Annotated in this window: 16 protein-coding genes, 1 tRNA gene and 1 pseudogene; 4 read left to right on the top strand and 14 right to left on the bottom strand. The window is 39.2% G+C overall.

The genetic code is table 11. The features are described from left to right. The 9 genes and pseudogenes from ACFIMM_RS07250 to ACFIMM_RS07290 all read right to left on the bottom strand — a co-directional run. Positions 1-1,823: phage tail tape measure protein (locus tag ACFIMM_RS07250; RefSeq protein WP_375682477.1), on the bottom strand; the 1,823-nt coding region annotated here is incomplete at its 3' end. 131 nt (positions 1,824-1,954) lie between these two features. Further along, a complete protein-coding gene (locus tag ACFIMM_RS07255; protein WP_375682476.1) occupies positions 1,955-2,368 on the bottom strand; it encodes a hypothetical protein in 414 nt (137 codons plus the stop codon). Between the two features lie 9 nt (positions 2,369-2,377). Continuing rightward, positions 2,378-2,896 carry a phage major tail tube protein gene (locus ACFIMM_RS07260; protein WP_015856800.1) on the bottom strand — a complete coding sequence of 173 codons (519 nt, stop codon included), beginning with the start codon at positions 2,894-2,896 and terminating at the stop codon, positions 2,378-2,380. Positions 2,897-2,899: 3 nt separating this feature from the next. Then, the gene (locus tag ACFIMM_RS07265) at positions 2,900-4,114 is read right to left on the bottom strand and encodes a phage tail sheath family protein (RefSeq protein ID WP_375682478.1); all 1,215 of its coding nucleotides are present in this window, start codon (positions 4,112-4,114) and stop codon (positions 2,900-2,902) included. Between the two features lie 86 nt (positions 4,115-4,200). After that, positions 4,201-4,410: a 2-hydroxymuconate tautomerase family protein gene (locus ACFIMM_RS07270; protein ID WP_375607418.1), complete on the bottom strand. Its 210-nt coding sequence runs from the start codon at positions 4,408-4,410 to the stop codon at positions 4,201-4,203. A 14-nt stretch (positions 4,411-4,424) separates the two neighbouring features. Then, complete coding sequence (locus ACFIMM_RS07275; RefSeq protein ID WP_375692686.1) at positions 4,425-5,678, bottom strand: hypothetical protein; 1,254 nt, start codon at positions 5,676-5,678, stop codon at positions 4,425-4,427. A 76-nt stretch (positions 5,679-5,754) separates the two neighbouring features. Further along, on the bottom strand, positions 5,755-7,623 hold the full coding sequence (locus ACFIMM_RS07280) for an FAD/NAD(P)-binding protein (protein WP_375682474.1): 1,869 nt from the start codon (positions 7,621-7,623) through the stop codon (positions 5,755-5,757). Between the two features lie 95 nt (positions 7,624-7,718). Next, positions 7,719-8,897 (bottom strand): YbfB/YjiJ family MFS transporter, encoded by a 1,179-nt coding sequence (locus ACFIMM_RS07285; protein ID WP_375682364.1) that lies wholly within the window; start codon positions 8,895-8,897, stop codon positions 7,719-7,721. A 259-nt stretch (positions 8,898-9,156) separates the two neighbouring features. Continuing rightward, positions 9,157-9,404 (bottom strand): annotated as a pseudogene (locus ACFIMM_RS07290) (baseplate assembly protein); the annotation flags it as partial. A 781-nt stretch (positions 9,405-10,185) separates the two neighbouring features. Here ACFIMM_RS07290 and ACFIMM_RS07295 point away from each other — a divergent pair. Both ACFIMM_RS07295 and ACFIMM_RS07300 read left to right on the top strand, forming a co-directional pair. Beyond that, positions 10,186-10,659 (top strand): hypothetical protein, encoded by a 474-nt coding sequence (locus tag ACFIMM_RS07295; RefSeq protein WP_375692687.1) that lies wholly within the window; start codon positions 10,186-10,188, stop codon positions 10,657-10,659. Continuing rightward, entirely contained in the window at positions 10,656-11,876 is a 1,221-nt protein-coding gene (locus ACFIMM_RS07300) for an MFS transporter (protein ID WP_375682473.1), read from the top strand. Before ACFIMM_RS07295 ends, ACFIMM_RS07300 begins: the two co-directional genes overlap by 4 nt. A 601-nt stretch (positions 11,877-12,477) precedes the next feature. On the opposite strand, the gene ACFIMM_RS07305 is transcribed toward ACFIMM_RS07300, so the two are convergent. Continuing rightward, positions 12,478-12,568, bottom strand: a tRNA-Ser gene (locus ACFIMM_RS07305). 315 nt (positions 12,569-12,883) lie between these two features. Here ACFIMM_RS07305 and ACFIMM_RS07310 point away from each other — a divergent pair. After that, positions 12,884-14,080 (top strand): porin, encoded by a 1,197-nt coding sequence (locus ACFIMM_RS07310; protein ID WP_375612473.1) that lies wholly within the window; start codon positions 12,884-12,886, stop codon positions 14,078-14,080. 1,250 nt (positions 14,081-15,330) lie between these two features. Here ACFIMM_RS07310 and ACFIMM_RS07315 read toward each other — a convergent pair. From ACFIMM_RS07315 to ACFIMM_RS07330, 4 genes are all read right to left on the bottom strand, one after another. Beyond that, positions 15,331-16,095 carry an N-acetylmuramoyl-L-alanine amidase gene (locus ACFIMM_RS07315; protein WP_375613801.1) on the bottom strand — a complete coding sequence of 255 codons (765 nt, stop codon included), beginning with the start codon at positions 16,093-16,095 and terminating at the stop codon, positions 15,331-15,333. Between the two features lie 847 nt (positions 16,096-16,942). Beyond that, a complete protein-coding gene (locus ACFIMM_RS07320) occupies positions 16,943-19,117 on the bottom strand; it encodes an isocitrate/isopropylmalate family dehydrogenase (RefSeq protein ID WP_375682472.1) in 2,175 nt (724 codons plus the stop codon). Then, a complete protein-coding gene (locus tag ACFIMM_RS07325) occupies positions 19,114-19,845 on the bottom strand; it encodes an alpha/beta fold hydrolase (protein WP_375682471.1) in 732 nt (243 codons plus the stop codon). The genes ACFIMM_RS07320 and ACFIMM_RS07325 overlap by 4 nt, the downstream gene beginning before the upstream one ends. A 260-nt stretch (positions 19,846-20,105) precedes the next feature. Continuing rightward, positions 20,106-21,302, bottom strand: coding sequence for a multidrug effflux MFS transporter (locus tag ACFIMM_RS07330; RefSeq protein WP_375692688.1), 1,197 nt, complete (start codon positions 21,300-21,302; stop codon positions 20,106-20,108). 815 nt (positions 21,303-22,117) lie between these two features. Here ACFIMM_RS07330 and ACFIMM_RS07335 point away from each other — a divergent pair. After that, positions 22,118-22,390, top strand: coding sequence for a phage tail assembly protein (locus ACFIMM_RS07335; protein WP_375681499.1), 273 nt, complete (start codon positions 22,118-22,120; stop codon positions 22,388-22,390). Positions 22,391-23,533 lie beyond the last annotated feature (1,143 nt).

Here is a 23,533-nt window from a genome sequence, read left to right on the forward strand (position 1 = left end):
TTTTGCCAAGTTTGAGAGAAATCAAAAGCAGCAGCAATGATATTTTTCCATTTGGTGATGGTGGTGGTATCAGCACCAAAAAAGCGCATGACGGCTTCAAAGGCACGCCCAAAAGCCCGAGATACCCCCCGTGCAAAACCTTTGACAAATGAAGAAAAACGATCCCAATATTTCCACAAAGCAAAACCCGCAGCAAGGATGACAGCCACAACAGCAGCAATGACCGCCCCGATCGGGGTAAAAATACCCCCCACAACAGAGGAAATAGCTGCCCCAGCCACTTCTATCGCTGTCCCGATCCAACCAAAAGAGGCAGCAAATGCACTTCCTGAGACAGCAATCCCCCGTAAAGCCCCGACCAACAAGGTCATGGGGCGTAAGAGTCGGAGTGAACTTGCCCCAAGACCCGCGGTTAGCAAGCCCAGCGAGCGCCCTGCGGCTGCTAAGCCCCGCCAGCTTGCAGCAACACCACGACTGAGTACTCTAAGCTTGATAAAAGAGCCCATCAATTGAAGAAGCCCAAGACGTGTGCCAGCCATGGTAAAGCGCAACACGCGCAGAGCAATATTAAAAGCCATCAGGGCAGCAATGGTTTTGATAATGGCACTTGTTAAAGTGGGATGGGCATTCGCCCACGCCATAAGCCCATTAGTAAAATTACCAACAGTTTCCATGAGACTGTTGAGAGGAGGCAGAAGCACTTCACCAATGGTGATGCCCAGAGCTACAATACGGTTTTGCAAGAGTTCAAATTGCCGCATAGCACCGGTTGCTTGTTTGTCTGCTTCTTGCTCTACCGAGCCTTTAAAGACTTGTGGATCTTTCACATACTCTAAAGCTTGCCCTAACAATTCTGGGTTGCCCACCAATTTGGCAAAATCACCAGTAAAATCGCGCCCCGCAATGGCAATCAGCGAGCGCATCCCCTGTTCGGATTTACCCAACACATTAAAAAAGCGCACCAAGGTGCCGGTGGCATCTTTGTCCAGATCTTGCATGAATTTTTCGCGAGAAAGCCCGATATTGGCAAAAGCATCTTCAATATGCTTGCCTCCTGCCTGAATACGGGCACTCATGGCATTAAAACCACGCGCGGCACTCTCTGGAACAATCCCAGCAGAAATCATCGCCGTACCAAATGCCGCAGTTTCGCGCGCGGTGAGCTTAAACATGGTTGCCGCACCGGTGGCACGATTGGTAAAATCAGACACTTCACTGGCTTTTGCCGCCATGTGATTAGAGAGATGATTGATAGCATCACCTAGATCTTCAATACCTACCTGATTAAGCTTAAAGACATTGCGCAATTTGGCAAAGCGCTCCCCAATCTGATCTCCCGTCATATCAAAAGCAACAGCTGCTTTAGCAGCATAAATGCTAAAAGCTTCCAGATCTTGTTCGCCAATCCCTGCTTGGCTGGCACTGGTCATCAATTCTAAGACTTCACGCGCCGCTAACGGAATCTTGGTGGAGGTTTCAAGCGCAAAACGGCGCAATTCCTTTAAGCGATCAAGGGGGGCATCGAGAACCTTTTCTAGTCCCTTCATCGATTGATCAAATTGCATGGCTTTATAGAGCGGTGCAATTAAGGTTGCTGTTTGCGCAATGGCACCCACCATACGCCCCCGCGCATGATTAAAAGCATTTTCCGCATTCTTTGTCGCATCCTCAAGATGCTCAGGGTCAAACCACCCTTTAAAATGCTGCCTTGTCTTGTTTTGGAAATGCGCAACATCTGAACTAAAGGCTGCAAGATCCCGCTTGGCAGAAGCGATCCCCTCTTGCAGATGATTGACAAAACGCACAACAAGGGAAACATCCATGACGATTCTTTATCCTAACTGATGGCTTTCATATTCTTGAGCATTCAGGCGCGCGAGTTCTTCTCGATAGGCAATCACATCCAGCCAATCCATCTGGTTAATCTCTGAAGGCGCCCAGTGATAATAAAGAGCTAGTTCTGCCCCAAATTGTCTGGCAGAGAGGATTGGCGTTGCGTAAAAAAAGCAAAAAAAGCCTTCAATATTGCGACAATATCCATCACATCAACTCGATCAATCAATTCAATAGATTCATGTGACATATCAGCCAAAAGTGCTGTGATGCCTTCTGTTGCCTCACTTGTGAACAAAACTTGAGAAAGCTTCGTGATAAGCACATCATTGCTCAAAGTTGTTTTATCCTCTTCTACAGCGGGCAGAACGAGCTCTACCAACTGCGGTCCAATCAACACCGCTAATTGGCGTGCTTGCTTGAAATTTGGGCGATAAAAGGTCAGTTTCTTGCAGAGAGATTCTTTGCCACCTTTATCTTGATAAGGAAGCGGAACCTGCAATTCCACGTCAATGCTGCTTTGTAAACTTGTCATGATCAATTCCTATAAGTTGAGAATAGAGCGGCGGCGAGAACCGATCTCTTGCCCATTGCGGACAAGCCAGCCGCCCCGTTTAAAAGAAAAGCGGTGCAAAACAGAACCATCCCAAAATTCCGTATAGTCCCAAACATTTTTGATCTCGCAATCATAGCCTGTCGCTTTCCCAGCTGTTAAGCCTTCGCTATCCACTTTGACCAACCGCCCTGTCACATCAATGGAATGCTCATGCTCGCGTCCATCTTCTTCAGAGATCACATGTTTTTTGCCTGTGAATTTATGACGAAGCCCAGGAGGACCACCAAAGATGCCGATAATTTCGGGGGTATGGCTGCGGATTTTCATTTGTAAACTCAAAGCTTTCACACCAAGACCGCTCACATCAATTTGCATATCAGAGCCGCCCGGTTGATAGGTTTCTGTAATTTCTTCCAACGTAGGTAATTTGAGGGTTTCAAGATCAAGGTGAAGGTTCACATCATCATCAACAATCAAGGTAAAACCGCGTACAATGCGTAAAGTCATGCTTTAACTCCTTGCTGCTTTGCGATAAGTTTCAAGCGTATCGCCAAATTGATAAGTCATTTTCTTTTGGATATCTTGCGCCAAACGGTCAAAATAAGCGCTATTGCGCCGGCTGCCGAAACTCAAATCTTCTAAAGGTGGCACTTCTTCTGCATCAAATTCGACCCGCAATTTCCCCAGTTGTAAAGTGCTGTTGGAATTTAAATCGCGGTCAAACCAAACCCGCCCACCAAGCAATGCACCACGCGCAATCATATCATCAAGAAAGCTGGTCAAAGAGCGGGTAATGGCAATAACATGTTGACCAGTAAGGTTTTCATCATTCGCCCAAGGGCGCAAATTGTTAATGATCGTTTTTTCCAAAGCTGCACGGGTGCGCACCACATTGACAAAGCGCCAAAGTGGATCACTGGAGGTGGTATGATTTCCCCATAAAATGCGCCCATTGGAAGCTACTTCTCCCACAGAATTACCTAAATGCGCATTTTGACTAAGGCGCGCGGGAATAAAGGTTGCAATATCGGCTTGGTTAAGGCGATTTGCCTCATGATCAATTTCGCCATCAAAATAGCTAATGGGGCGTGCTGTCCCTAAAATGCCATGCACATCTTGGTTGGAAGGAGACCAAAAAACACCGCCCCTTTGCTTGTCACGTTTGATAAACATGGCTGCTGCAAAAGGACTTGCGGGTTTAACACTAACACCCCCCTCACGATTTGCCACCCGTACAAAGGGGTCAATCAAATAACAAAAGCGTGAGGAAAAATCTGCACGATAGGCAAGGCTTTCTTCCGCATTTTTACCCCCCGTATCAAACACGGCAATGGCTTGCAACTTTTCTGCAACCTGTTCCAAAGCGTCTGCCACAGGGTTTTTGCCATTGTCAATCCGCCCTGCACTATAAGCCGGTGCCAATAAAATCCCAGGTTCCACACCTAAATGCCCACGCGCATGAGCCAAGGCGTGCACACCGGTCAGGTGAGCGTTTGATCCCACCATCTCAGTTTGTGTCTCAGCAATGGTTGATTTTTCTTCTACCCGCACAAGGATAATTTGTGCCTCAATCCCCTGCGCGCACACGGCGTTAATGACATCAAAAGCCGTTCCCCTTCGCCCAAGCTTTTGGATTTTTTCTGTATCATGGGTGAAGACCAACACAGGCTCGTTAAGGGGAAAAACTTGGTTGTCAGCATCAGGGGCTGTAACAACCGCCCCAATAGCGGTCTGATCAAATGTTGCTAAAGGACGGGATTTTTTACATTGATTAACCCTATTGACCTTAAATTATTGTCAAATACACAAAGTTATTCTTTATTTTGAGCTTTTCTTAATTCTGTAATGGGGACACCACCAATACCCCAATTGTCTGTCTCCACTTCATCAATCACGACAACAGTCGTTTTCGGATTTTTATTCAGAATATTAACTAATAATTGAGTTGCCCCTTCTATTAGTTGCCGTTTCTGTTCAGAGGTAACCCCTTCATTAGTAATTTTAATATTTATGTAAGGCATAAGATCTCCACAATTTACAAATATTGAATAAAAAAGCTCAAATAAATGAACGCAAAAAGATTAAATATTAATACATAATAATTATGCATTTTAAAGCTCGTATCCACCGGTGAAATATGCAGGCTACTGGAAGCAAAAATAGCATTTATTGATACAGGAGAAAGGAGTTGAGCTGCAATAAAGAAGCAAATCCAAACCAAATAATCCGTAACCCCATAAGCCATCGATGACCCTAGTAAGGGAAATGCCAAACTAAATAGCACCATAGGGTGAATTCCTACTACACTGAAAATTGGCAATACAAAGAGAATACAGGCATAACGCTGCCAAACAGAGAGTGATGCCAATGAATGACTAAACGTCACCGGCAACAAAGGAATAAGCAAATCACAAGTAGATATTAGCAGACTACAACCTAGCAACAACATAATTTCACTGGATATACTGCGTATCACTGCCACCAAAGGAGTCAAAAAATCAACACTGAGTGAACTCACACGCTCAATGAGGTATAGAATGCTCGCCGTCAATGCAATGCTTTCTAGTGCATTCAACTTGATAACTGTCAATGCAACGATAAATGTTAGCCAGAAAAATATCAAAAAAATCCAAATTCTTACTCTCTCTCCTTCTTTATTCGCTCTCCTCTCATCGCAAATAATCGGGTTAGCTAGCGGTACAACAGGAGAAATGCACAACAACAACAGACTGAATAGAAAAAGTGGTATCCCCAAAGCAGCGGATGTGAATATTGGTGTTCTAGGCATAGCAGAGAAAACTGTTGCTGCACCGATGCTGGTCGGCATCAGTACCATTGTGATGCTCATCATTCGCATCACAATAGCGGCCAAATGGCGAGAGGGAAAAACACTTTGCTTCAAGGCATCAATCATTAGGGGGATAACCCCCAAACTCATCGGCCAAGCTAAAAACGCAGTCAGTATCGCGATGGACAGGGTAAGCGAACCCTTTCCATAGCGCATCAACCGTTCAGAGAGAAATTCTGAAATACGCCATGTATTCATCACATGGCGCAACAATCCCATGGCGAGTAATAGCCAAAAGACATCAGTAAAACGCACAAGCACAGTACGAACATCAGGCAAGTGCCAACGCCATATCAGCACTAAAGCACAAGCCAACAGGATGAACACACCACTGCGTGCATTCCCCTTCAACCACCAGTATGGTATCGTCAAAAGCAAATAACCGAAAACAGTCACTCCAGCCAATGGAATAAGAAACCAAGTTCTTATTGAGATAGACATAAGAAAAATGAATAGCATCAGCATCGCCATTATAACGGATACGGAGGACATGCGTATCAGGAAGCTTTTTACATCATCAATGTACATTAATTGTTGAATCTTTGACTGAGTAGCGATTAAGAAGCTGCTCGTACATGTCAGTGACACAGCGCCCTGCATCCCGCAGTGCACGAGAATTAACTAAAGGCCTAGGCAAAATATATGTATAAAAATTGGGCCCCTCTACTGGATTACCGACCACCCATAATGTATTTTGTATTTGCCCTTTAGTGTCTATAGGATGCTGCCGACGGTCAATATCAATACCACCAGGATGATATCCTTGGTTGATAAATGGTCGAATGATGCCCTGACCAGCCAAATTCTGGATAAAAGGGGACTCATCACGCAACGGAGAAAAACTATCAATCTTGGCCTTGATCAGCACATCTCCATCAACTGAACTGTTTTCATCTTGAAAAACAGACTGAATTTCGAAACGGCTGGTACTAGCATTGAGAACAAGTTTAGGTGAAGGTCCGCCAGCCAAAGTCACGATACCAGCCTCCATCAGAGCCTTCAACTCTTGGTTTCGCTGCATCGGTGGGCCGACAGAAATACGGTTAAAGTTTGGATTAAAATATTCAATAAAGTACTTGTGAGATGAAGACGTTAACCCGCAAAAATCAATTGCTGAACGTAAGATATCACGGACATCTCGTAGCACATCTGTAGCAGCTTTCACTGGGCCATCAACATTACCTGCAGCGGAAGAATGAAGATCGTCCTTCAAATGCTCCATGAAGAATCTTGTATAATCCTTCAAAGAAGCAAATATTTTATTTCGATAAGGATACAGCAACGCTTGAATACACTGCTCGTCTTTGGAAGTAACAACATAGGTTTCAGGGTCTAGCCAGTGCCCCAGCTGCGTACTTCGATAGACATAACACATTTCTTTAAGCAACAGAGGTAAAAGCTGCGTTTCGAAATCCAGCTTCGGAGAACCGTTAGCAATGCTGGATTGCTTACGCAGATGATGTATTGCATCGAGAGTAAGGAATGATGGTATGTATTGCCCACTCCCCCCCTTTTGATTAATCCCGCGACTACTAAAAGGCAATGTTTGACGGGAGAATAGAGCTGTCGCAGGTTCTTTGCCGCTTGGCATGTAGCGCAATTGTCCAGCATTTTCAGTAAAAGTCCCACCGCGACCGTAAGTCAATTGCGACAAGACATCATAGCTAGTTAATCCAATTCCCTGCACCAGCACACGAGACTGAGATTGTATAGAGTCCAACTTTTCAATTGGATAAGGATTCGAATAATAGTTCAGAAGAGCGTTTTTCATTTGGTGACCAGCCACAAACTGTTGCAGGCTTTCATCATGCGATGAATATATATTCTTACCGTGACCCGTGGTCATATAAACAAAATCTACACTATAATGACAGCCATCTTCCAAAAGAACATCCGTTTTATTATCTTGGTGGATATGGAGATTAATAACCTTTTGTCGGATCTCCTTAATACGAATACCGGAAGGTAAATCTTGCGTGAGCTCTTGGTAAGCCCAAGACAGGTATTCCCCTAACAAACGACGTGATAAATAATCATTTTCTTTGATTTCTCTCCCAACATCATGCTCTGTACGAGAAAAAACACCGTTAATATTACGATAACCTTGTTGAATAGCCCATTGATAGAAATTCGGTCCCTTCCGAATAGGCCCGACACCCTTAACTGTATCATCACCAAATAAAGTAATCTGGCAAGCGACAGTGTTAACCAATAAATGATCTGGCTGATGCACACTATGGGTACCGGTTCCCATCTCATTGGGATCAATCAATAAAATATCAATGTTCCCAGAAAATGGATAATGGGAATAAAGTGTGAGCAAGCGTTCGAGAATACTGATCCCACGAGGACCAACGCCCAAAATAGCGACTGTAGAGTGAAGCATTCTGTAATCTCCCCTATTAGAATAATTTGACTTTCACAAAATGTTTCAAAAAGAATGGAATAAATTCTCTCGACTTTTTAGTGAAGATTGCGGGTTTATGAAACGCCAACGACCTTTTTACAAAGACAATATTGACAGATTCCAGCAGCAGCAAAAAGCGCTACAGCACCACAGATAACGGAAAGCGCAATGGCATGTGAACCAAACTGTAAAAAACTCGTCAAGAGAGGTCCTAATATTTGGCCAAAACCGTAAGTTAAGGTAGCCAAGCCTAGCAGATTTATGCCATACGGCGCATATAAACGCTTAGCTAACGGCATAACTAAAGAAGTCGTCCCCATAAAAGTAAATCCAAACCCTATACAACTGAGAACGATCAGTACAAGAGACTGGCTGAATAATGTCAGTAATACGCATCCTCCTTGGATAAGCAAATTGAGCATCAAACAACGTAATACCCCCCACCGATGGGCTCCCCATAACCAAATGAAACAACTAGGAACAATGGCTATTCCGACAAACGACCATAAGTGGTTAGCGAGTAGTGGGAAATTAAATGTTTTCGCCATCAGAGGAAGATATGTCGCGACAATAATATAACCAAACCCAGCGAGCCCATAAATCAGAGCGAGTTCCCACCAAACGATATTTTCGTGTGCCAATGACTCGTTAATAGCAAATTGAGATGCATCAACACGACGTGGAAATAAAATAAATAACACGAGCAACAATATAACAGATATTAAACCAGCTCCAAACCAAATACTTTGCGCGTTCAGTGATTTACTCAAACCAATAATAACATACTCATTACCCAGTAGAATACCAACTCCCACACCCGCATAGAGCGAAGCAATAACCCACACCTTGTGACTATGCTGCATAACCGTCATAGAACCAAAAATCATCATTGCCGCACTCGCGATACCGGCAGCAAAGCGGATAAAGAAGACCAAGTAAAAGTTTGGTGTCAACGCCATGGCAAAAATAAGTGCACTCGTCACTATAGCTGCACCAAATAGCATGTAGGGAGCACGGGATATATTCCCAACTCTGCAAAACGAAAAAAACATACTCCCAATTAAATAACCGCCATAATTAGCGCTAGCTATATAAGAAAGTTGCTTAAAGGTAAACAATCCTTCATCCAACATAACTGGAAATACCGGCGTATAGAAAAATCGCCCGATCCCCATCCCCAAAATCATAATAATCATACCGAATACAGCGACTTTGAAATAACTCAAATCTTGACGATTATTTTTCCCCCCCATTACTCTAATCCCTTAACTAATAATTCGCTCATCCGCATTCTATCTCATCGAGGGTAGCACTTATCTCAGAGAATAAAAGCCAATCTAGCCATTTGTTTGAACAACCAGAGGAACATATTGAGCGATTATTGTCAACATTACTGGATCAGTTATATGCATTTCATCGTTTTACGCCCTGCTCCATGTATGATCTTCTCCCTACAAAGCTTCTTTTTCAGAAAATAATGGCTGAAATTAAGCAGCAATAACAACGAGGAAATCAATAAGCACGCCCCCGTTCAAACAAGACAATATCCCCTAAAGCTCTGCTTCATCAGGTATGACTAAAATACCCTCACAAGGTTGCGTTATGTTCACATGGTGAACACCCTCAACCATCAAGCGGCTTAGTATCCAACTTAAAGAGAGATCAAGGACAAGCTTTTGCGCACGCGCCCATTCTGCTCTTAAATTCTGCTCTGCTCTTTCCAAAACAAAGGAACCTTCATCCGGTAACAACCAAAAATCAATAGTATTGAAGGGTATAAAGGCTACTTTTAATATAGCTTTGTTTTTTATCAGCAGCAGTAAAAAGTTTGTTTTTTTATAAAAATTGAAATTTATTCATTTTTTATCGTATATTTTATGTTATCTTCTTTAAATTAATTAAAAGATCATAGAATATTAAACTGATAGGATGCATTTTTCTCAAGTAGCATTTTAGAGAAATGTTGATTTAATCAGTGAAGACAAGCAATGAGCAAAGTTATAATTTAAAAAGACAGTATATAATGTTTATGATCAATGACTTAAATTAAAGACATGAATTGGGGGAGTTTGATCTTTCTTACAGCACAGTAGCTCAAAAAAAACAGTAGATGAAGTTTAAAATTCACCATTATCCGTCATAAGATGAAAGCTTTCATCCCAAGTTTAATTTTTTTAAACTATTTTTTTGTTCTTTCTGTAATATCTAAAGAATATCTTCAAGCAATCATAAGCACTCTTTTAGGGTATCATTTCCATAATCAACGTAACGGTTATCGAGCTTCCATTCAAGATACTGTTTTGCAAAAGGAAATCGTCATTTCAGGATACGGAGGGATTTATGTATTTAGTCACAATGTATCATGCACCCTTCCTCTTATATCAGAAATTTAATTCTTAATCGTAATGACGTGATTAAAAAGCACCTTGCGAGACAATCTTTTTAATAAATAAAGTAAAGATGAATTCTGAAAAAAACTTTTTTAGACGTAAAGTGATACGGAGAAACAGTCAGAAAGAAAGGGGGGGATTACAAATGTTGATGACTATAAATAAAGATATCAAAAAATTACCAAAAACCGATTTATGGATCATTTGTGCTATTTCAGCTGATCAGCAAAGAGAATGGATCAGTAAATGGTGTATAAAAAATAAACACACTTCTATAAGTCCTAATTATGTCAATGATCTTGCCGTCCTAGGGTCATTTTACAGATCTAGACAAAATGATTACTACGGAAGCAACAGCCCCACAAGCAACTCCCCTCCAAAGATGACAATCTCATTTATGAGGCTTATGTTGCTTCTCATAATCACTTTACAATTGCATCATTTGCTCTCATTAATACGCTTTGAAGTCCCATATGGACTAAGGGACCTTTTAAATTTTGGGATGGTTATGGAAGCCTTCTTTCCACTAATCCCTGAATGGGGATATGAAACCGCTACCTTTTCACAGAAAAATATTCTTTTCAATGAGAATTCTTATTGTACAATCTATGGAACAACACAATGAACAGACCACGCACCCTTGCTCTCACCTATGGATCCTATAATGCTGTACGCATGCTGATCGGCGTTTACCATGCTATTTTTTTAATGTCCATGGGAGTTAGTCTGGCGCAATTAGCTCTGCTTCAGGTTGTCTTTTCCACCACCATCCTGCTGCTTGATTTTCCCTGTGCTGTTTTATCTGACAGATATCGGCGTAAATATTCCGTTATGGCTGGGGTCTTTATGACAGGAGTATTTTATCTTCTATGCCTTCAAGCTCCCAATATGACAGCACTTATTATTGCGCAAATTCTCTATGCAGCAGGCATTTGCATCATTGTCAGCGCCATTGACGGATGGATTTACCATTCTCTAGGCGATAAACAGGATCACTTTTCGCATTATGCTCATCTCTACCACCAGGTTAACTCTTTTGGAAGTATTCTCAGTGGGATTGTAGGAATTGGAACGATCTATTACTCTGGACGATATTTTATGGGATATATCATCTCATGCCTCATGATGGGATTTATTTTTTTGATCTTCCTTATTGTTCCTGAAGAAAAGAAAACGACAACTGAAACGTCCAAAACAAAAACAATCTTGCACAATGCCAAGGAAACGCTCTGGATATTTCAAAATACAGTAGGAGGAGCATGGTTTATTTTCCTCATGTGCCTTTTTAGCGCTGGTATTCAGATTATTTATCATTTCTGGCAACCGATAATACTTTCAGGGGGAAAAATTCATCACCTCAACGGTTCGCAAATGCTCGTCTTGATGTGCTGCCATATTGGAGCCTTTTCAGCACAATATTTTTCAAATTTACTGATGTCTAAGTATCATGTTCTTGATAAAAAATATAAGAATTCTATAAAATATTTTTCCTTCTTTTCTGCGCTGATGTGCATAACGCTCTATTTTTCAGTTCATAGCCATCAAACTGCTGCATCAGTCATCGCCTTCTCTTTAATCCATGGATTTATTTGCACTGTACCGATCGGCGCAAAAAGCTTATTTTTCTCAGAACTTAACCAAAAACAAACGCAGCATATTTCCGGTGTTGTTGGTGCTGTCTCTTTTAGCGGAAGAATATTTTCAATTACAGTATTGAGTATTATTTCTTTTCTTCCTGCAAAAGTTTCTCCATCTTACTACCTAATATTACCGACCATTACTTTTTTCATGTGTGGTTTGGTTGTCATGAGATGGATGAAACACTTTCAAAAGTCTCTATGAGAGGAAAACCATAACATTTCACCCACAATGTTTTCTTCTAAAAGAAATCTATAACTTTTTTGAGAGCATTGCCACATCCAACTTTCAATACACAATGCAAATATAAAGCAACACGTTGATTTATAATGATAATATACCAAACGCGAATATTGTAAGATTCTTTCTTTTCAAATCTGCTTTATGGTTGAAACAATCAAAATCATTTGCTTGCACATCATAAGCAAAGAAAGCCGTATAAATAAAAACGATTTAGAAAGGAAAAATGCCTTTTATGAACTCTCATAGTCAAAATCTATAACAACAGGAAGGCAGATATATAAGCAGATATATAATATGCCTCTTTGCATCTTCATAAGTATACAAATGATGTGGCTTTATAAGGCTTTATATGTCTCACAGAAACTTTTGTGTTTTATACCATTTACGAGGCAGCGTCGCAAAATGGGCTTACACACATTGCAAAGATATCTCTTTAAAACAAGCGCATAAATCGGCAACACAAGTATATTTGTGTTTAGAACATGCTTTTTATATGAGAGGCATAATCCCAACGGGATAAACAGAATTCCGATACACAGTCAACTGCTTTTATAACAATAGATGGCGGAGAGGAAGAGATTCGAACTCTCGAGAGCCTTTTGAGCCCTACTCCCTTAGCAGGGGAGCGCCTTCGACCACTCGGCCACCTCTCCAACAGAGAGGCATAAATGGTATCAACAGAAAGTTCAAGACATTTTCGATTTTTTTCCCAAATATCTGAATTTTTTTTCCTTTATTGATCCCATAAGGAGCAAAAGTTAATAAAACAAAAATTGTGTCTTTTTTACCACAGCATCTCGAATAGTACATGTATATATTACAAAAAGGTAATTTCACATTTGAAACTCTAAAAAGATTAGTTATAGCTAAGATAACAAGTGCTGCGTATTTACTTATGTCTTTGTCCTTAATGCGTTAGGCAAATGGTACTCTTTAGAAGAAATTTAACCGGACCTCGGAGATCCCATATGAATATTAAATCCCTCTTTTTAAGCTCTACAGCAGCTTTTTTAGCAATTTCTGGAGCACATGCTGCTTCAACAGTTATCGCCGAACCCGAACCTGTAGAATATATTCGCGTTTGTGATGCCTATGGAAAAGGATATTTTTATATCCCTGGAACAGAAACCTGCATGCGTTTATCAGGAAATGTTCGTACTGATTTTATAGGCGGTGATAATATCGATGCAACAACCGAAACTGAACTAAGAAACAAAAGAAAAACCTATGGCGCAGCATCACGGCTCACCCTTGTTTTTCAAGCAGCTTCTGAAACAGAAATGGGAACACTTCGTTCATATGCAAGAATTTATTCAAACTGGGGTGATGGTAGAGACAACGCTGCTGCAAAGCTTGCCGCGGCTTACATTGAACTGGGTGGTTTTCGCGTAGGTCTTGATGACACAATTTTCAACAGCTGGACTGGTGATTATGGAAATGTTCTCAATGATGACAGCATAGCGCCTGCCGGCACAACACGCACCAATTTTATTTCCTACACCTTTAGTGGTGACTCCGGCTTTTCTGCTATTATCGGCGCTGAATTAGGCAATAATGCAGATTCTCTTCCAGGAATAACAGGATACTACATTGATAAAGATGATAAGCTTGTTTCTATCACTGAGGGCACTCTTCCAAGTAAAGCAATTAAAAATTACACCCCGAATGTGGTTTTGGGTATAAAGTTCATGCAAAAATGGGGTGGTTTTTCAGCAGTTGCAGCATATGATGCTTACTACAAAAAGTGGGCTGGAAAAGTACGTGCAGATTTCAATGTCAACGATCGTTTCAATCTATGGGTAATGGCTGGCTATAAAAATGGACTTGATTACTACACAGTAAATGCAAATGATGAGTTATCACGAAAAAGCACAACAATTTATGCAAACTGGGGTGGTAAATGGGCTGCTTGGGCGGGTGCCACTTACAAGCTTACTCCAAAAGCAAATTTGAATGCTCAAGTTTCTTATAGTGCTGTAAAAACCTTTGCAACTTCTGTAAATATTACATACACGCTGGTTCCAGGATTTGTGATTACACCTGAATTAACCTATGTTTCTTGGAACGATGATCGCGTTGTGACGGATAAAAATAATGATGAAAAACATTTATTCAACAAGAAAAGTGCTTTTCAAGGTATGATCCGTTTACAGCGTTCATTCTAATCCTATTTAAGCTACAGCTTTTAAAAACTGGCAACATGGTTTGCCAGTTTTTATTTTTGAAATCAAATATCATGAATATCTTTTCCTGATACGTATTGTCTTGTCTCTCGAAAAAAAACCGACTTAGTTTCATAAAACTACTCTTAGAAGATTAACCTGATATGTTTGATAAGAGCACCTCACACGGGCTTTTACACATCACTTCAAACACAATCTCTTCCTTGCCCTTTAAAGCATGAATAACCCCTTTGCTTTATGAGCAAATTGGTCTTTCTTGGTAATTTACTTCTAACCTTTGTTAATTTAGGTCATGATCTTCTCAAATAAATTCTACACTGAACAGATAAAATATTGAAAAAACAAGATATCATTGTGTTTTTGATATGCCTGAATGTGTCTTCTATCAACACTCTAAAACACAACGTTTTATAACACTGCTTCATTAAAAAACTTAATCATTAAGAAACATGCTGTCAAAACGATGCAAACATCCCCTAAAGCAATAAAAGAGAAAAGAGATATATCTTCAAAAAAATGAATTGACCTCTTCCCCTTCTAAAGAATAGCCCCCCTATCAGTAGCAATCTGTAAATGCCCCTATTTTTCTTGAATCTGCATCACTTTGATTTATAATCATAATTTATAATTTTGCATGTTTCAATCAACCAAAACCTTTCACTTGTACACGACAAGCGGAGAGAGCCGTGTGAATAAAAACGAGTAAAGAAAACCCTTTTATGTATCGTTTTCAGTTCCAAGGGTTGTCGTAACATTGAGATCTAACAAAATGTACGATAGTGCTAGGCACTTTTATTAAGCATAAAAATGAGGATACACTTCATAGAGGATTTTAGATTATATTCTCTATGAACGTCGCTATAAAATATGTGTTGTGATACACACTAAAAGACATTTCTTTAAAACAAGCATGGAAATATACAATACAAATCCATTTTATTTGAAGCGTTTTACCCTGCGTAAGGAACATGTCATCATATACACAACATCTTGGCTTTATGCGTTTTTAAAGGAAGAAAAATATAAGACAAAGAAACAATAAAATTTAATCTCTGCAAATCATAGAGCTTTCAGAGTTATGTTTCCATAAAACGCCTTATACCCTACAGGGGATTTTTTACACGATTAATGCCCTTTTTACATAAAGCCAATTGGCAAAAAGCAGCCTTTCCTGATAATAAAAAGGCTTACACGTAATCATAAGCCATATTTTCAATTAAAACGCATTGAATTCACGGAAAATACTTATCAACCAATGCATAAAGAATTGCTGCTGTTTCAACATCTAGAATCCCATCATAATTTTCTTGACGAAAATGAAGTTGAAATGCTCGGATCAAATCTTTGTATCCTGTTTGGGTACACGCAGCAGAAATGTCATATCCATAACATTTTAGCTTCGCCAAAACATCTTCTTTGGGTGGCAAATTCTTAGAGAATTGCTCTTGATAATGACTTTTTAGTTCATCATCATACCATGCTCCTATACCTGCGCTATAAAGTTCTCTCCATGGAAAAGCTGCTCCTGGATCACTTTTTCTTCCAATGGCAATATCACTATGTCCCACCACATCTGTTGGCATAATATCGGGATACCGTTGAAGAATATTCAAGGCAAGTTCCTTAACAGCATCAATTTGTATTGGATTATAAGGAGGAAACATACCCGTCCCATCATGATAAGTCGCTAAATTAACGATTTCAATCCCGATAGATGCATCATTGAGATGACTATGCCCAGCCCATGAACTCACACCCGCATGCCATGCACGCTCATTTTCATCAACCAGATTAAAAATACGCATATCCTTAAAGCCTGCCTCACGATATGTCTGCTCTGAAGGATCAGGAACAAGATAGTGTGCACTAACCTTTTCTCCTGTAAGCGCCATAATCGAGGCTTTAAAATCAATAGCCGTATAATGCATAACGAGAAAATGAACGCGACGACTAAAACTCTTGACAGAACGATAACTGTTGTAATCAATCTGATACATAAAAGCCCTTTCTTTTTTGCTTAAAAAACCACTGCGCATCACAACAGATAGAATACGAACTGTTAAAAAATGCAATAAACTTCCCATCTAGATACTAAGAATTACGACTAAAATTTGTTCATCAAAAATATTGACACTCTTATCAACAATTAAGACCACATTTTTATTTTTCTCCCACACACGCATAAAATGTTTTTAACCACATTAAATATTTTCCCCAAACAAAATTCCTACAAATTACCAATCAAAAAGAAAACAAAAGCGTAAAATAATCACTCCTTAAATCTTCACATCTTACAGAAAAAATAGTTCTTCCTGTTATCAAATTGAAAAATATCGCCCCTCGGAAGTGAACACCCAACGATCATGCAATCACACAAAAACTTAAAGGAAAAATTTTATGAGCTCTTTACAGCAATTTATTATCAGATAACAGAACGGCACATGTTCGCAATAAACTCTTCACGGACATATTGTTCAATAAAATTTGCAAAGCTTTCCTGTAAATGACACGACTTCTTGTCTTTTCACACCATCGCTTTTTGATTTTCAGAAGAATCTCAATTATCTACAACGCTTGCGGTACATGACGTCTCTGGATTCCTTGTCATAGGCTCCATGAAAGATAACATCTTGATTTATAATCATAATTAATCATTATAAATATTGAATATAGCGAGCCTAATATCGTAAAGTTTTTCTTAATCTTGAATCAATCAAAGTCATTTAATGACACATCAAAAGAAAAATTACCCTATAGACAAAAACCACTGAAGAAAAGGATCAAAATACTTCTTATAATAGAACGTTCAATAATTTAGGCAATATTTTACATCCCCATAGAGGTTCATTTTTTCTTCTCCATTTTCAAATATCTTTTTAAGACAGCCCAAGCTGCATATTCTTGTAAGACGACACCTAAAAGTGGTCGCGTATAGGGAAAAGTTATACGATCATCACCATAACCTTTCATCCGTATAGTTATGGTGGCATGTCCAAGGCTTTCTGCTTGATTTTCTAATGTCTCCAAAGAAGGCTCTAGGCTCACTTCAACCTCAAGCAGTGGAATATCTTGTTTACCTTTTTCTATGGGCTGAAAATATTTTAAAAGCAGCGGATCATTGCCCAACCAATGAACCTCTGCATGCATCGCTAATTGTTTACAAGCAGTAGTAACTTCTGCCCCAACCAAATAGGGGTGAAAATGATTTTCAAATTCTTCCACGAAATGTTGTTCCAAGAGCGCTTCTGATTGAGCAACCAGTTGCACCAAAACATAGGGGCTTTTCCATAAAAAATGCCGTTCAAAGGGTTCATTTTCAAGATGATCATCAACCCACTGCGCAATAGTACTTTCATCAATTCCAATCAAAGTCCATGCATACTCCGCACGCGATACAGAAGAATATTTCTTCTCATTGTGTTCTAAATAATTCTCTAAAAGCGCAAGAGCCTGTGATGGTGGACCAGGCAAAACAACAAGCGTACTTCCATCGCAAGAGAGATAAAACCCTGGTGCTGTGCCTGTAGGATTATCAAGCACAGTTGCTGTCTCAGGAAACAATGCTTGACGTGCATTACTCTTATCCGCCGTAATCCCTAATCGTTGTAATTGACCCTTTATTGTTTGCCAAACATCTTCATGATGTAGTAAAGGCTGCTTTACAGCTTGAGCAACTCCATCACGTGTTTTATCATCTGATGTTGGTCCCAATCCCCCACTGATAATGATAAGATCTTCTTGTCCAAGACAAGAAACAACAGTCTCACTGATTTGCTGTAATTGATCAGCACAAACAAAATGACGTGTGACTTGAATATTTCTCTTGTTCAAGCTTTGGCTTAAATCTTGTAAGTTCGTATTCAAATATTGTCCTGAAAGGAGTTCATCACCAACGGTAATAATCGCCGCACGACAAACAAAGACAGGATTCATAAGAGAATTGCGAACAGCTTCAGCCATTTGACGGGTAGAGGCGACACCTCCAAGATCATAGGTAACGGTTTTTCCAGCACGAATAACCTGATCAACACTCTCAGACAGTTGTTTTGCTGCATCTTTAAAGCCTAAATGCTCTAAGAGTAAAGCCGTGGTATAAAGCATCGCAGAAGGATTGGCTTTATTTTGTCCAGCAATACGTGGTGTGCTACCACGAACAGGTTCAAAACAAGCAATCTCGCTCCCCACATTCACATGAGATGCAAGCCCCAATCCCCCCATTATACCAGAGCCAAGAGTAGAGAGAATATTGCCAAACATATTTTCAGCAACAATCACACCAAACTGCTCTGGCTTGGTTGCAATCCACAAAGCAACCGCATCAACATTCTGAATATCTGCTTCAATTTCCGGATAGTTTTGCGCAATTTTCTCAAAAATTTCCTGAGCAAACTGCCCACTTTTTCGCAGAACATTGGGCTTATCAGCAAAAGTAACTCGCCTAAAGCTATATTTCCTTGCATAAGAAAAAGCGTATTCAAATAACCGCTCTAAACCAAAGCGTGTCTGCAAACGGACTGTCCACGCAGCTTCCTCAAGCCCATATTTTGTCAAATTTGGATGTTTTAGCCAAACGGCTGTTTCAGGAGAAATACCCCGAAAATCCAATCCAGCATAAAGGCCTTCACTATTTTCTCTGATAACACAAAAATGAAAAGGTTTTCTCGGACCAAAGATGTATCTTACAGGACGTATATTCGCAAACAAACCTAACTTTTGGCGAAGTTGAAGTGCGGGAGAAACATAGACAAGGTTTTTCTCTTTTAAATGCGGAGCAAGTTCTTTTAAAGCCGCTTCTTTTCCTTTACTGGTCACAGCACCAAGTAAAATAGCATCACTCTGAGTAATTTTTTGCCAAGTCGCTTGAGGGATAGGAGCTCCTTCCTGTTTCCAACATTCAAAACCAATATCACCATAAGTCAATTCAATCGGCAATTGAAATTGCTCTAAAACCATCAACGCAGCATCACAAACCTCTAGGCCTATCCCATCACCAGGTAAGACAAGAACTTTCTTTTTCATAGTCCCTCCATCCACTCATCAATGACTGCATCCGTCATAGTAGGATTATCCTCCCACAAACGCGTACCAGCACCAGAGATAAGCTTATATTCATGATTCAGATTATGACTTTGTGTCTGATTATTTACCGTTGCAAGTTGCGACTTTTCTCCCACTAAAGCTAAAAACTTCCCCTTGTACTTAACTAACTCATCTCTAGCATCCATCATCAATAAGAGTTTAAAGCCTCTTGTCATGCGTTCAATTGCCACGCTTTTTTGTTCATCAGGAATCTCCAATAAGGCTCTTTTTTTCATAACGCCAGAAGGATGCATAAAACCATTGAGTATTTCCAAAGCCCCCGATAAATCATTATTTTCTAAGGAGGCAAGAATATCTCCAAGGCGCCGTTGCAAAACCTTATCTGGATAGCCAGGCGCATTCACAGCAAGCACAGCTTGAACATTGGGAAGCTGGGCTGCCAATATTTGTACCAATGTTCCAGCCATAGAAAATCCCACAAGCACTGCGGGCTCTTTAAAATAGCTTTTAAGTTTTTCTGCCATAAAAGATAAAATGTCTACAGCAGAATAATTGAGAACATGAGAACCCTTAGGAAAAAGAGAAAGCGTATCCAGCAGAGTGACAGGGAATCCTTTTGTTGAACATAGCTTTGTCAATGGAGAACAAAAAACACCACCATCCCAAATTGGCATTACAGGAGAAAGAATAATAATAGGAAGGCTCATTGATCAATTCCTCCCCTTATTTTTAAACATGCATTAGAGCCAGAACTTTTCCTACCCAATATAATGAAAATATGTTGAAACTCTATGCTCATATTCTCCCCTCATAATAATCGATTTGTTAAACTCAAACTAAGCTTGTAACAAATTTTAAACCCACTCAATCCAGCAACTTAATAAAAAAATTCATCTAATGTACAGGTGCCCCATTTGTGTAAAACATCAAAAGCATTTCCGCATAATGCTTTCTTTTTATCATTTACTCAGCTTATTTCTGAAGTCATAAAATGACGCGCTTTTTGAATATAAATGATAAAACCAATCATACAACACACAGCTAATAAAGCTGCCATAGCCCGTGGGCTATGACCAGAGATTTTTCCGATAACCGCTGCACTGAGTGCCGCACTTCCTAATTGCAAAGATCCCATAACACCAGAAGCCGCTCCCGCAGCTTTCGGATGCGATGAAATAGCCAACGCTGTTCCTAACGGCAATAAAAAACCATTGCCAAAAGTAAGAACAGCAATAGCCATAAAACTTGTCACAAGGGGCCATGGGCTTAGATACATTTGCAAAGCAAACAGCACACCACCTATCACAAAAATAATGTACCCTCTCCCCACAGTTTTTTCCATAGACTCGCGTTCAAAAAACCATCGCGCCAAAAGATTTCCCAAAATATAGGGAAACGAGACACCAATATAGCTATAACTAATGTGTATCGGCGATAACCCCAAAGTCGTGAGTAAAAAAGGCGACTCCACAATATAAGCAAAATAGGCAGCGTAAGAAAAACACGGAATAAGTGCATAAAAAATAAATTGTTTATTTCTGAAAACGCCTAAATATGCCTTTATCAATCCTACCGGAGAAAAATGCTGCCGTTTTTGAGGGGGCAGAGTTTCGCTTAGCACAAAACAACATAGCAAAATGGTCAAAAATATAAAAAAGCTTAAAAAGATAAAAGTTGCCTGCCAATGAAAAGCCTGTATCAAAAGTCCACCAATGAAAGGTGCAAGTGCTGGCGACATTCCAATAAAAGGGAAAACAATCAAATAAAGTTTTCCAGCCGCTTTTTTATCCAACAAATCATTGATAATTGCACGACTTAAGACAAGTCCCGCACAAGCACCAAGACCTTGCAAAAAACGTAACACAAGAAAAGCGTGAATATGAACCGTATAAATCACACCAAGTGTCGTAAATAACCACAAGAATAAGCCCAATAGAAGTGTTTTTTTACGCCCAAAATTATCACTCAGCGGCCCATAAATGAGCTGTCCAAGTGCCAATGCCAACAAACAAACCGCCACTGCACTTTGAATTTGAGATTGTGTCACTTGATAATATTGACGCATATCGCCCAGTGCTGGTAAAAAAATATCGGTAGAAATCAAACCTCCTGTTGATAAACATACGATAAGTATAATGAATGGTAATGTATATTTATGTTTCATCAGGAAAGTCACATTTCTTAAATTTAAAAATATTTAAATTTTACGTTTATAGAAAAATAATAATTTATATTTATAAATATAAAGCTATTTTAACTTTATCCACAGGGAATAAAATAATCAATTTTCTTTATTCTTTTACTTTATTCGAGAATAATTCAGCTTGTTGATACATAAATCCAGTGTATGATCCGCACGCACACACTCAACACGTAAATAAACACTTAGTGCTTCACTTTATAATTAATTTTAAAGCATAGCAAATCGCAATTTTAAAACTATACGCAAAAGAAGCTAAAAGATCAAAACTCTCCTTCAGAGATATATTTCCCAATCCGAAATAGCGCATTTTGTTGTATTCATGTTGCCCTATCTTCATCAGCTTTTTTTCATTGATATCATCAACAAAAACGCTCCCAAACACTATCCCTCTCCATGATAACAACATCACTTTCCCGACAACATCTTTTATCAGAAGTGGTTTACAACGCTCAAAGAAAAAAGAAGCCACAAACTCCCTTTCCTCAAAACTCCCCACGCAAATATTATTGTAACAATACAGCATATAATAATGGCTCATGGAGAAGTCTTTATCAACACAAATAATTGAGCAAATAAACTTAATAGCCCACTAATATCATAAAGCAAATTGTGCTTCTATCTCGCTCTAAAATCTAAATTCATCTTGTCCATTTTGTTAGAATTTCATTCTACATAGCAAGCACAAAGTTTATTGCCTAAGCTATTGACAAACATGATATAATAAAAATTTGACGAATCATTCTGCATCTAATGTAGAAAGCAAGGAGAAGCTATTAATGAATATAACAGAACGAGCCACGTACCAATTACTTGGACCTATTAAAGTGGAAGGAAAGACATACACAGAAATCACCTTACGCCGCCCGAAATTTAAAGACTTAAAAGCAATACAGAGCAAAGAAGGTGACGAGCAATCAATTGAAATGATCGCATGTCTTTCAGGGTGGTCCTATAATGCCATCAGTAAACTTGGTGTTCGTGATTTTTTAAACATTAAAGACATTTACGGGCCTTTAATAAAAAAAGTATTAAAAAACTTGATAAAATGAATACAATCATAAAAATCCCATCCCTAAAAATCCTATCCTTAGAAACTCAATTTTCTAAACATCTCAAAAACTTTATAAACAAAGTAAATGCACCCATAAAAAGCATAATGGATGAATGTATTTTAATCGACAGTAAACCCGAAAAACGCACAAGTAACCTTTATACAAATACATTTGAAACAGAATCCATGACAACTGCAAATGCAAAAGTGAAAACCTGTAGCACCTATGAACCGATTACAGTTCATAATCCCTACGTCATAAAGGTGGAACGCATGACCTTTACAAAATGCACTTTCTTAATACAAGATGGTCCATCGAACCAAATTTATCTCTCAAATCAAAGTGCTCTTACATCGTATAAAAAAACTGCGGGCGAAACTAAAAAACAACCTTTGGAGAGAATCTCGAAACTTTTGGACATTGTCTCAAAACTTTTCAACTTTCCTCTCTGGTTTTGGGAGTTTTTACTCAAAGAACTTAGAAAAGTTTTCTAGCATTGTTTTGATATAGAGCAATAAGAGAAGGAAAAACAGCTTAGAACACTAATGTTTCTTCCTTCTCTTTTATCTCTCATAGCTTTTTGAATTGAATACTTTTGATATTTATTTTGAATAATTGAAGCATTCTTTTAATTATAAGTACAATATAAAAAACTAAAATTTTAGAAGACGCGCTGTTTTTACAAAAAAATGAATAATAAAATAAAGACTCCAGAATTTTACTTTTTACCTTCAAACATAATCAATGATGGAAAAGCGTTTACAAAGTTTTCCTCAAGCAGTATCTGGGACATTACTTGAAAGAAAAGCATTAAGAGAGCTTACTTTTAAGCTAAGGAGGAAAGATTAAACTTCACAACGACATTCAATCTTTTAAACATTGCAGTACAGAACGGGAAAAGAGAGCCATACCCCCATAGACCGTTTACCCCCCATCAACTAAAATTCTCGATAAACTGGTATTATCAGTTCTAGACTGGAGTCATGTAAGAAGAATTTTAAGTAATGATCACCGTCTTGTTTTCGATGTTTTCTGTCCTTTTTGGCGCATATCTATTCACTTTTGGAACATAATTTGCAAAAAGGCATTGTATCTCCAGCATATTCAAGGAGATAAAACATGGAAACTCGCATTCCTGAA

The sequence above is a fragment of the Bartonella sp. AP258QHHD genome, assembly GCF_042196145.1.
Lineage (GTDB): Bacteria > Pseudomonadota > Alphaproteobacteria > Rhizobiales > Rhizobiaceae > Bartonella.

What these genes read in the sequence shown, in the direction of transcription:
- ACFIMM_RS07295 (WP_375692687.1), top strand. Translation starts at nt 10,186, where the DNA reads ATGACTATAAATAAAGATATCAAAAAATTACCAAAAACCGATTTATGG.
- ACFIMM_RS07270 (WP_375607418.1), bottom strand. Translation starts at nt 4,410, where the DNA reads ATGCCTTACATAAATATTAAAATTACTAATGAAGGGGTTACCTCTGAA.
- ACFIMM_RS07315 (WP_375613801.1), bottom strand. Translation starts at nt 16,095, where the DNA reads ATGTATCAGATTGATTACAACAGTTATCGTTCTGTCAAGAGTTTTAGT.
- ACFIMM_RS07300 (WP_375682473.1), top strand. Translation starts at nt 10,656, where the DNA reads ATGAACAGACCACGCACCCTTGCTCTCACCTATGGATCCTATAATGCT.
- ACFIMM_RS07330 (WP_375692688.1), bottom strand. Translation starts at nt 21,302, where the DNA reads ATGAAACATAAATATACATTACCATTCATTATACTTATCGTATGTTTA.
- ACFIMM_RS07260 (WP_015856800.1), bottom strand. Translation starts at nt 2,896, where the DNA reads ATGACTTTACGCATTGTACGCGGTTTTACCTTGATTGTTGATGATGAT.
- ACFIMM_RS07285 (WP_375682364.1), bottom strand. Translation starts at nt 8,897, where the DNA reads ATGGGGGGGAAAAATAATCGTCAAGATTTGAGTTATTTCAAAGTCGCT.
- ACFIMM_RS07335 (WP_375681499.1), top strand. Translation starts at nt 22,118, where the DNA reads ATGAATATAACAGAACGAGCCACGTACCAATTACTTGGACCTATTAAA.
- ACFIMM_RS07310 (WP_375612473.1), top strand. Translation starts at nt 12,884, where the DNA reads ATGAATATTAAATCCCTCTTTTTAAGCTCTACAGCAGCTTTTTTAGCA.
- ACFIMM_RS07320 (WP_375682472.1), bottom strand. Translation starts at nt 19,117, where the DNA reads ATGAAAAAGAAAGTTCTTGTCTTACCTGGTGATGGGATAGGCCTAGAG.
- ACFIMM_RS07275 (WP_375692686.1), bottom strand. Translation starts at nt 5,678, where the DNA reads ATGTCTATCTCAATAAGAACTTGGTTTCTTATTCCATTGGCTGGAGTG.
- ACFIMM_RS07255 (WP_375682476.1), bottom strand. Translation starts at nt 2,368, where the DNA reads ATGACAAGTTTACAAAGCAGCATTGACGTGGAATTGCAGGTTCCGCTT.
- ACFIMM_RS07280 (WP_375682474.1), bottom strand. Translation starts at nt 7,623, where the DNA reads ATGCTTCACTCTACAGTCGCTATTTTGGGCGTTGGTCCTCGTGGGATC.
- ACFIMM_RS07325 (WP_375682471.1), bottom strand. Translation starts at nt 19,845, where the DNA reads ATGAGCCTTCCTATTATTATTCTTTCTCCTGTAATGCCAATTTGGGAT.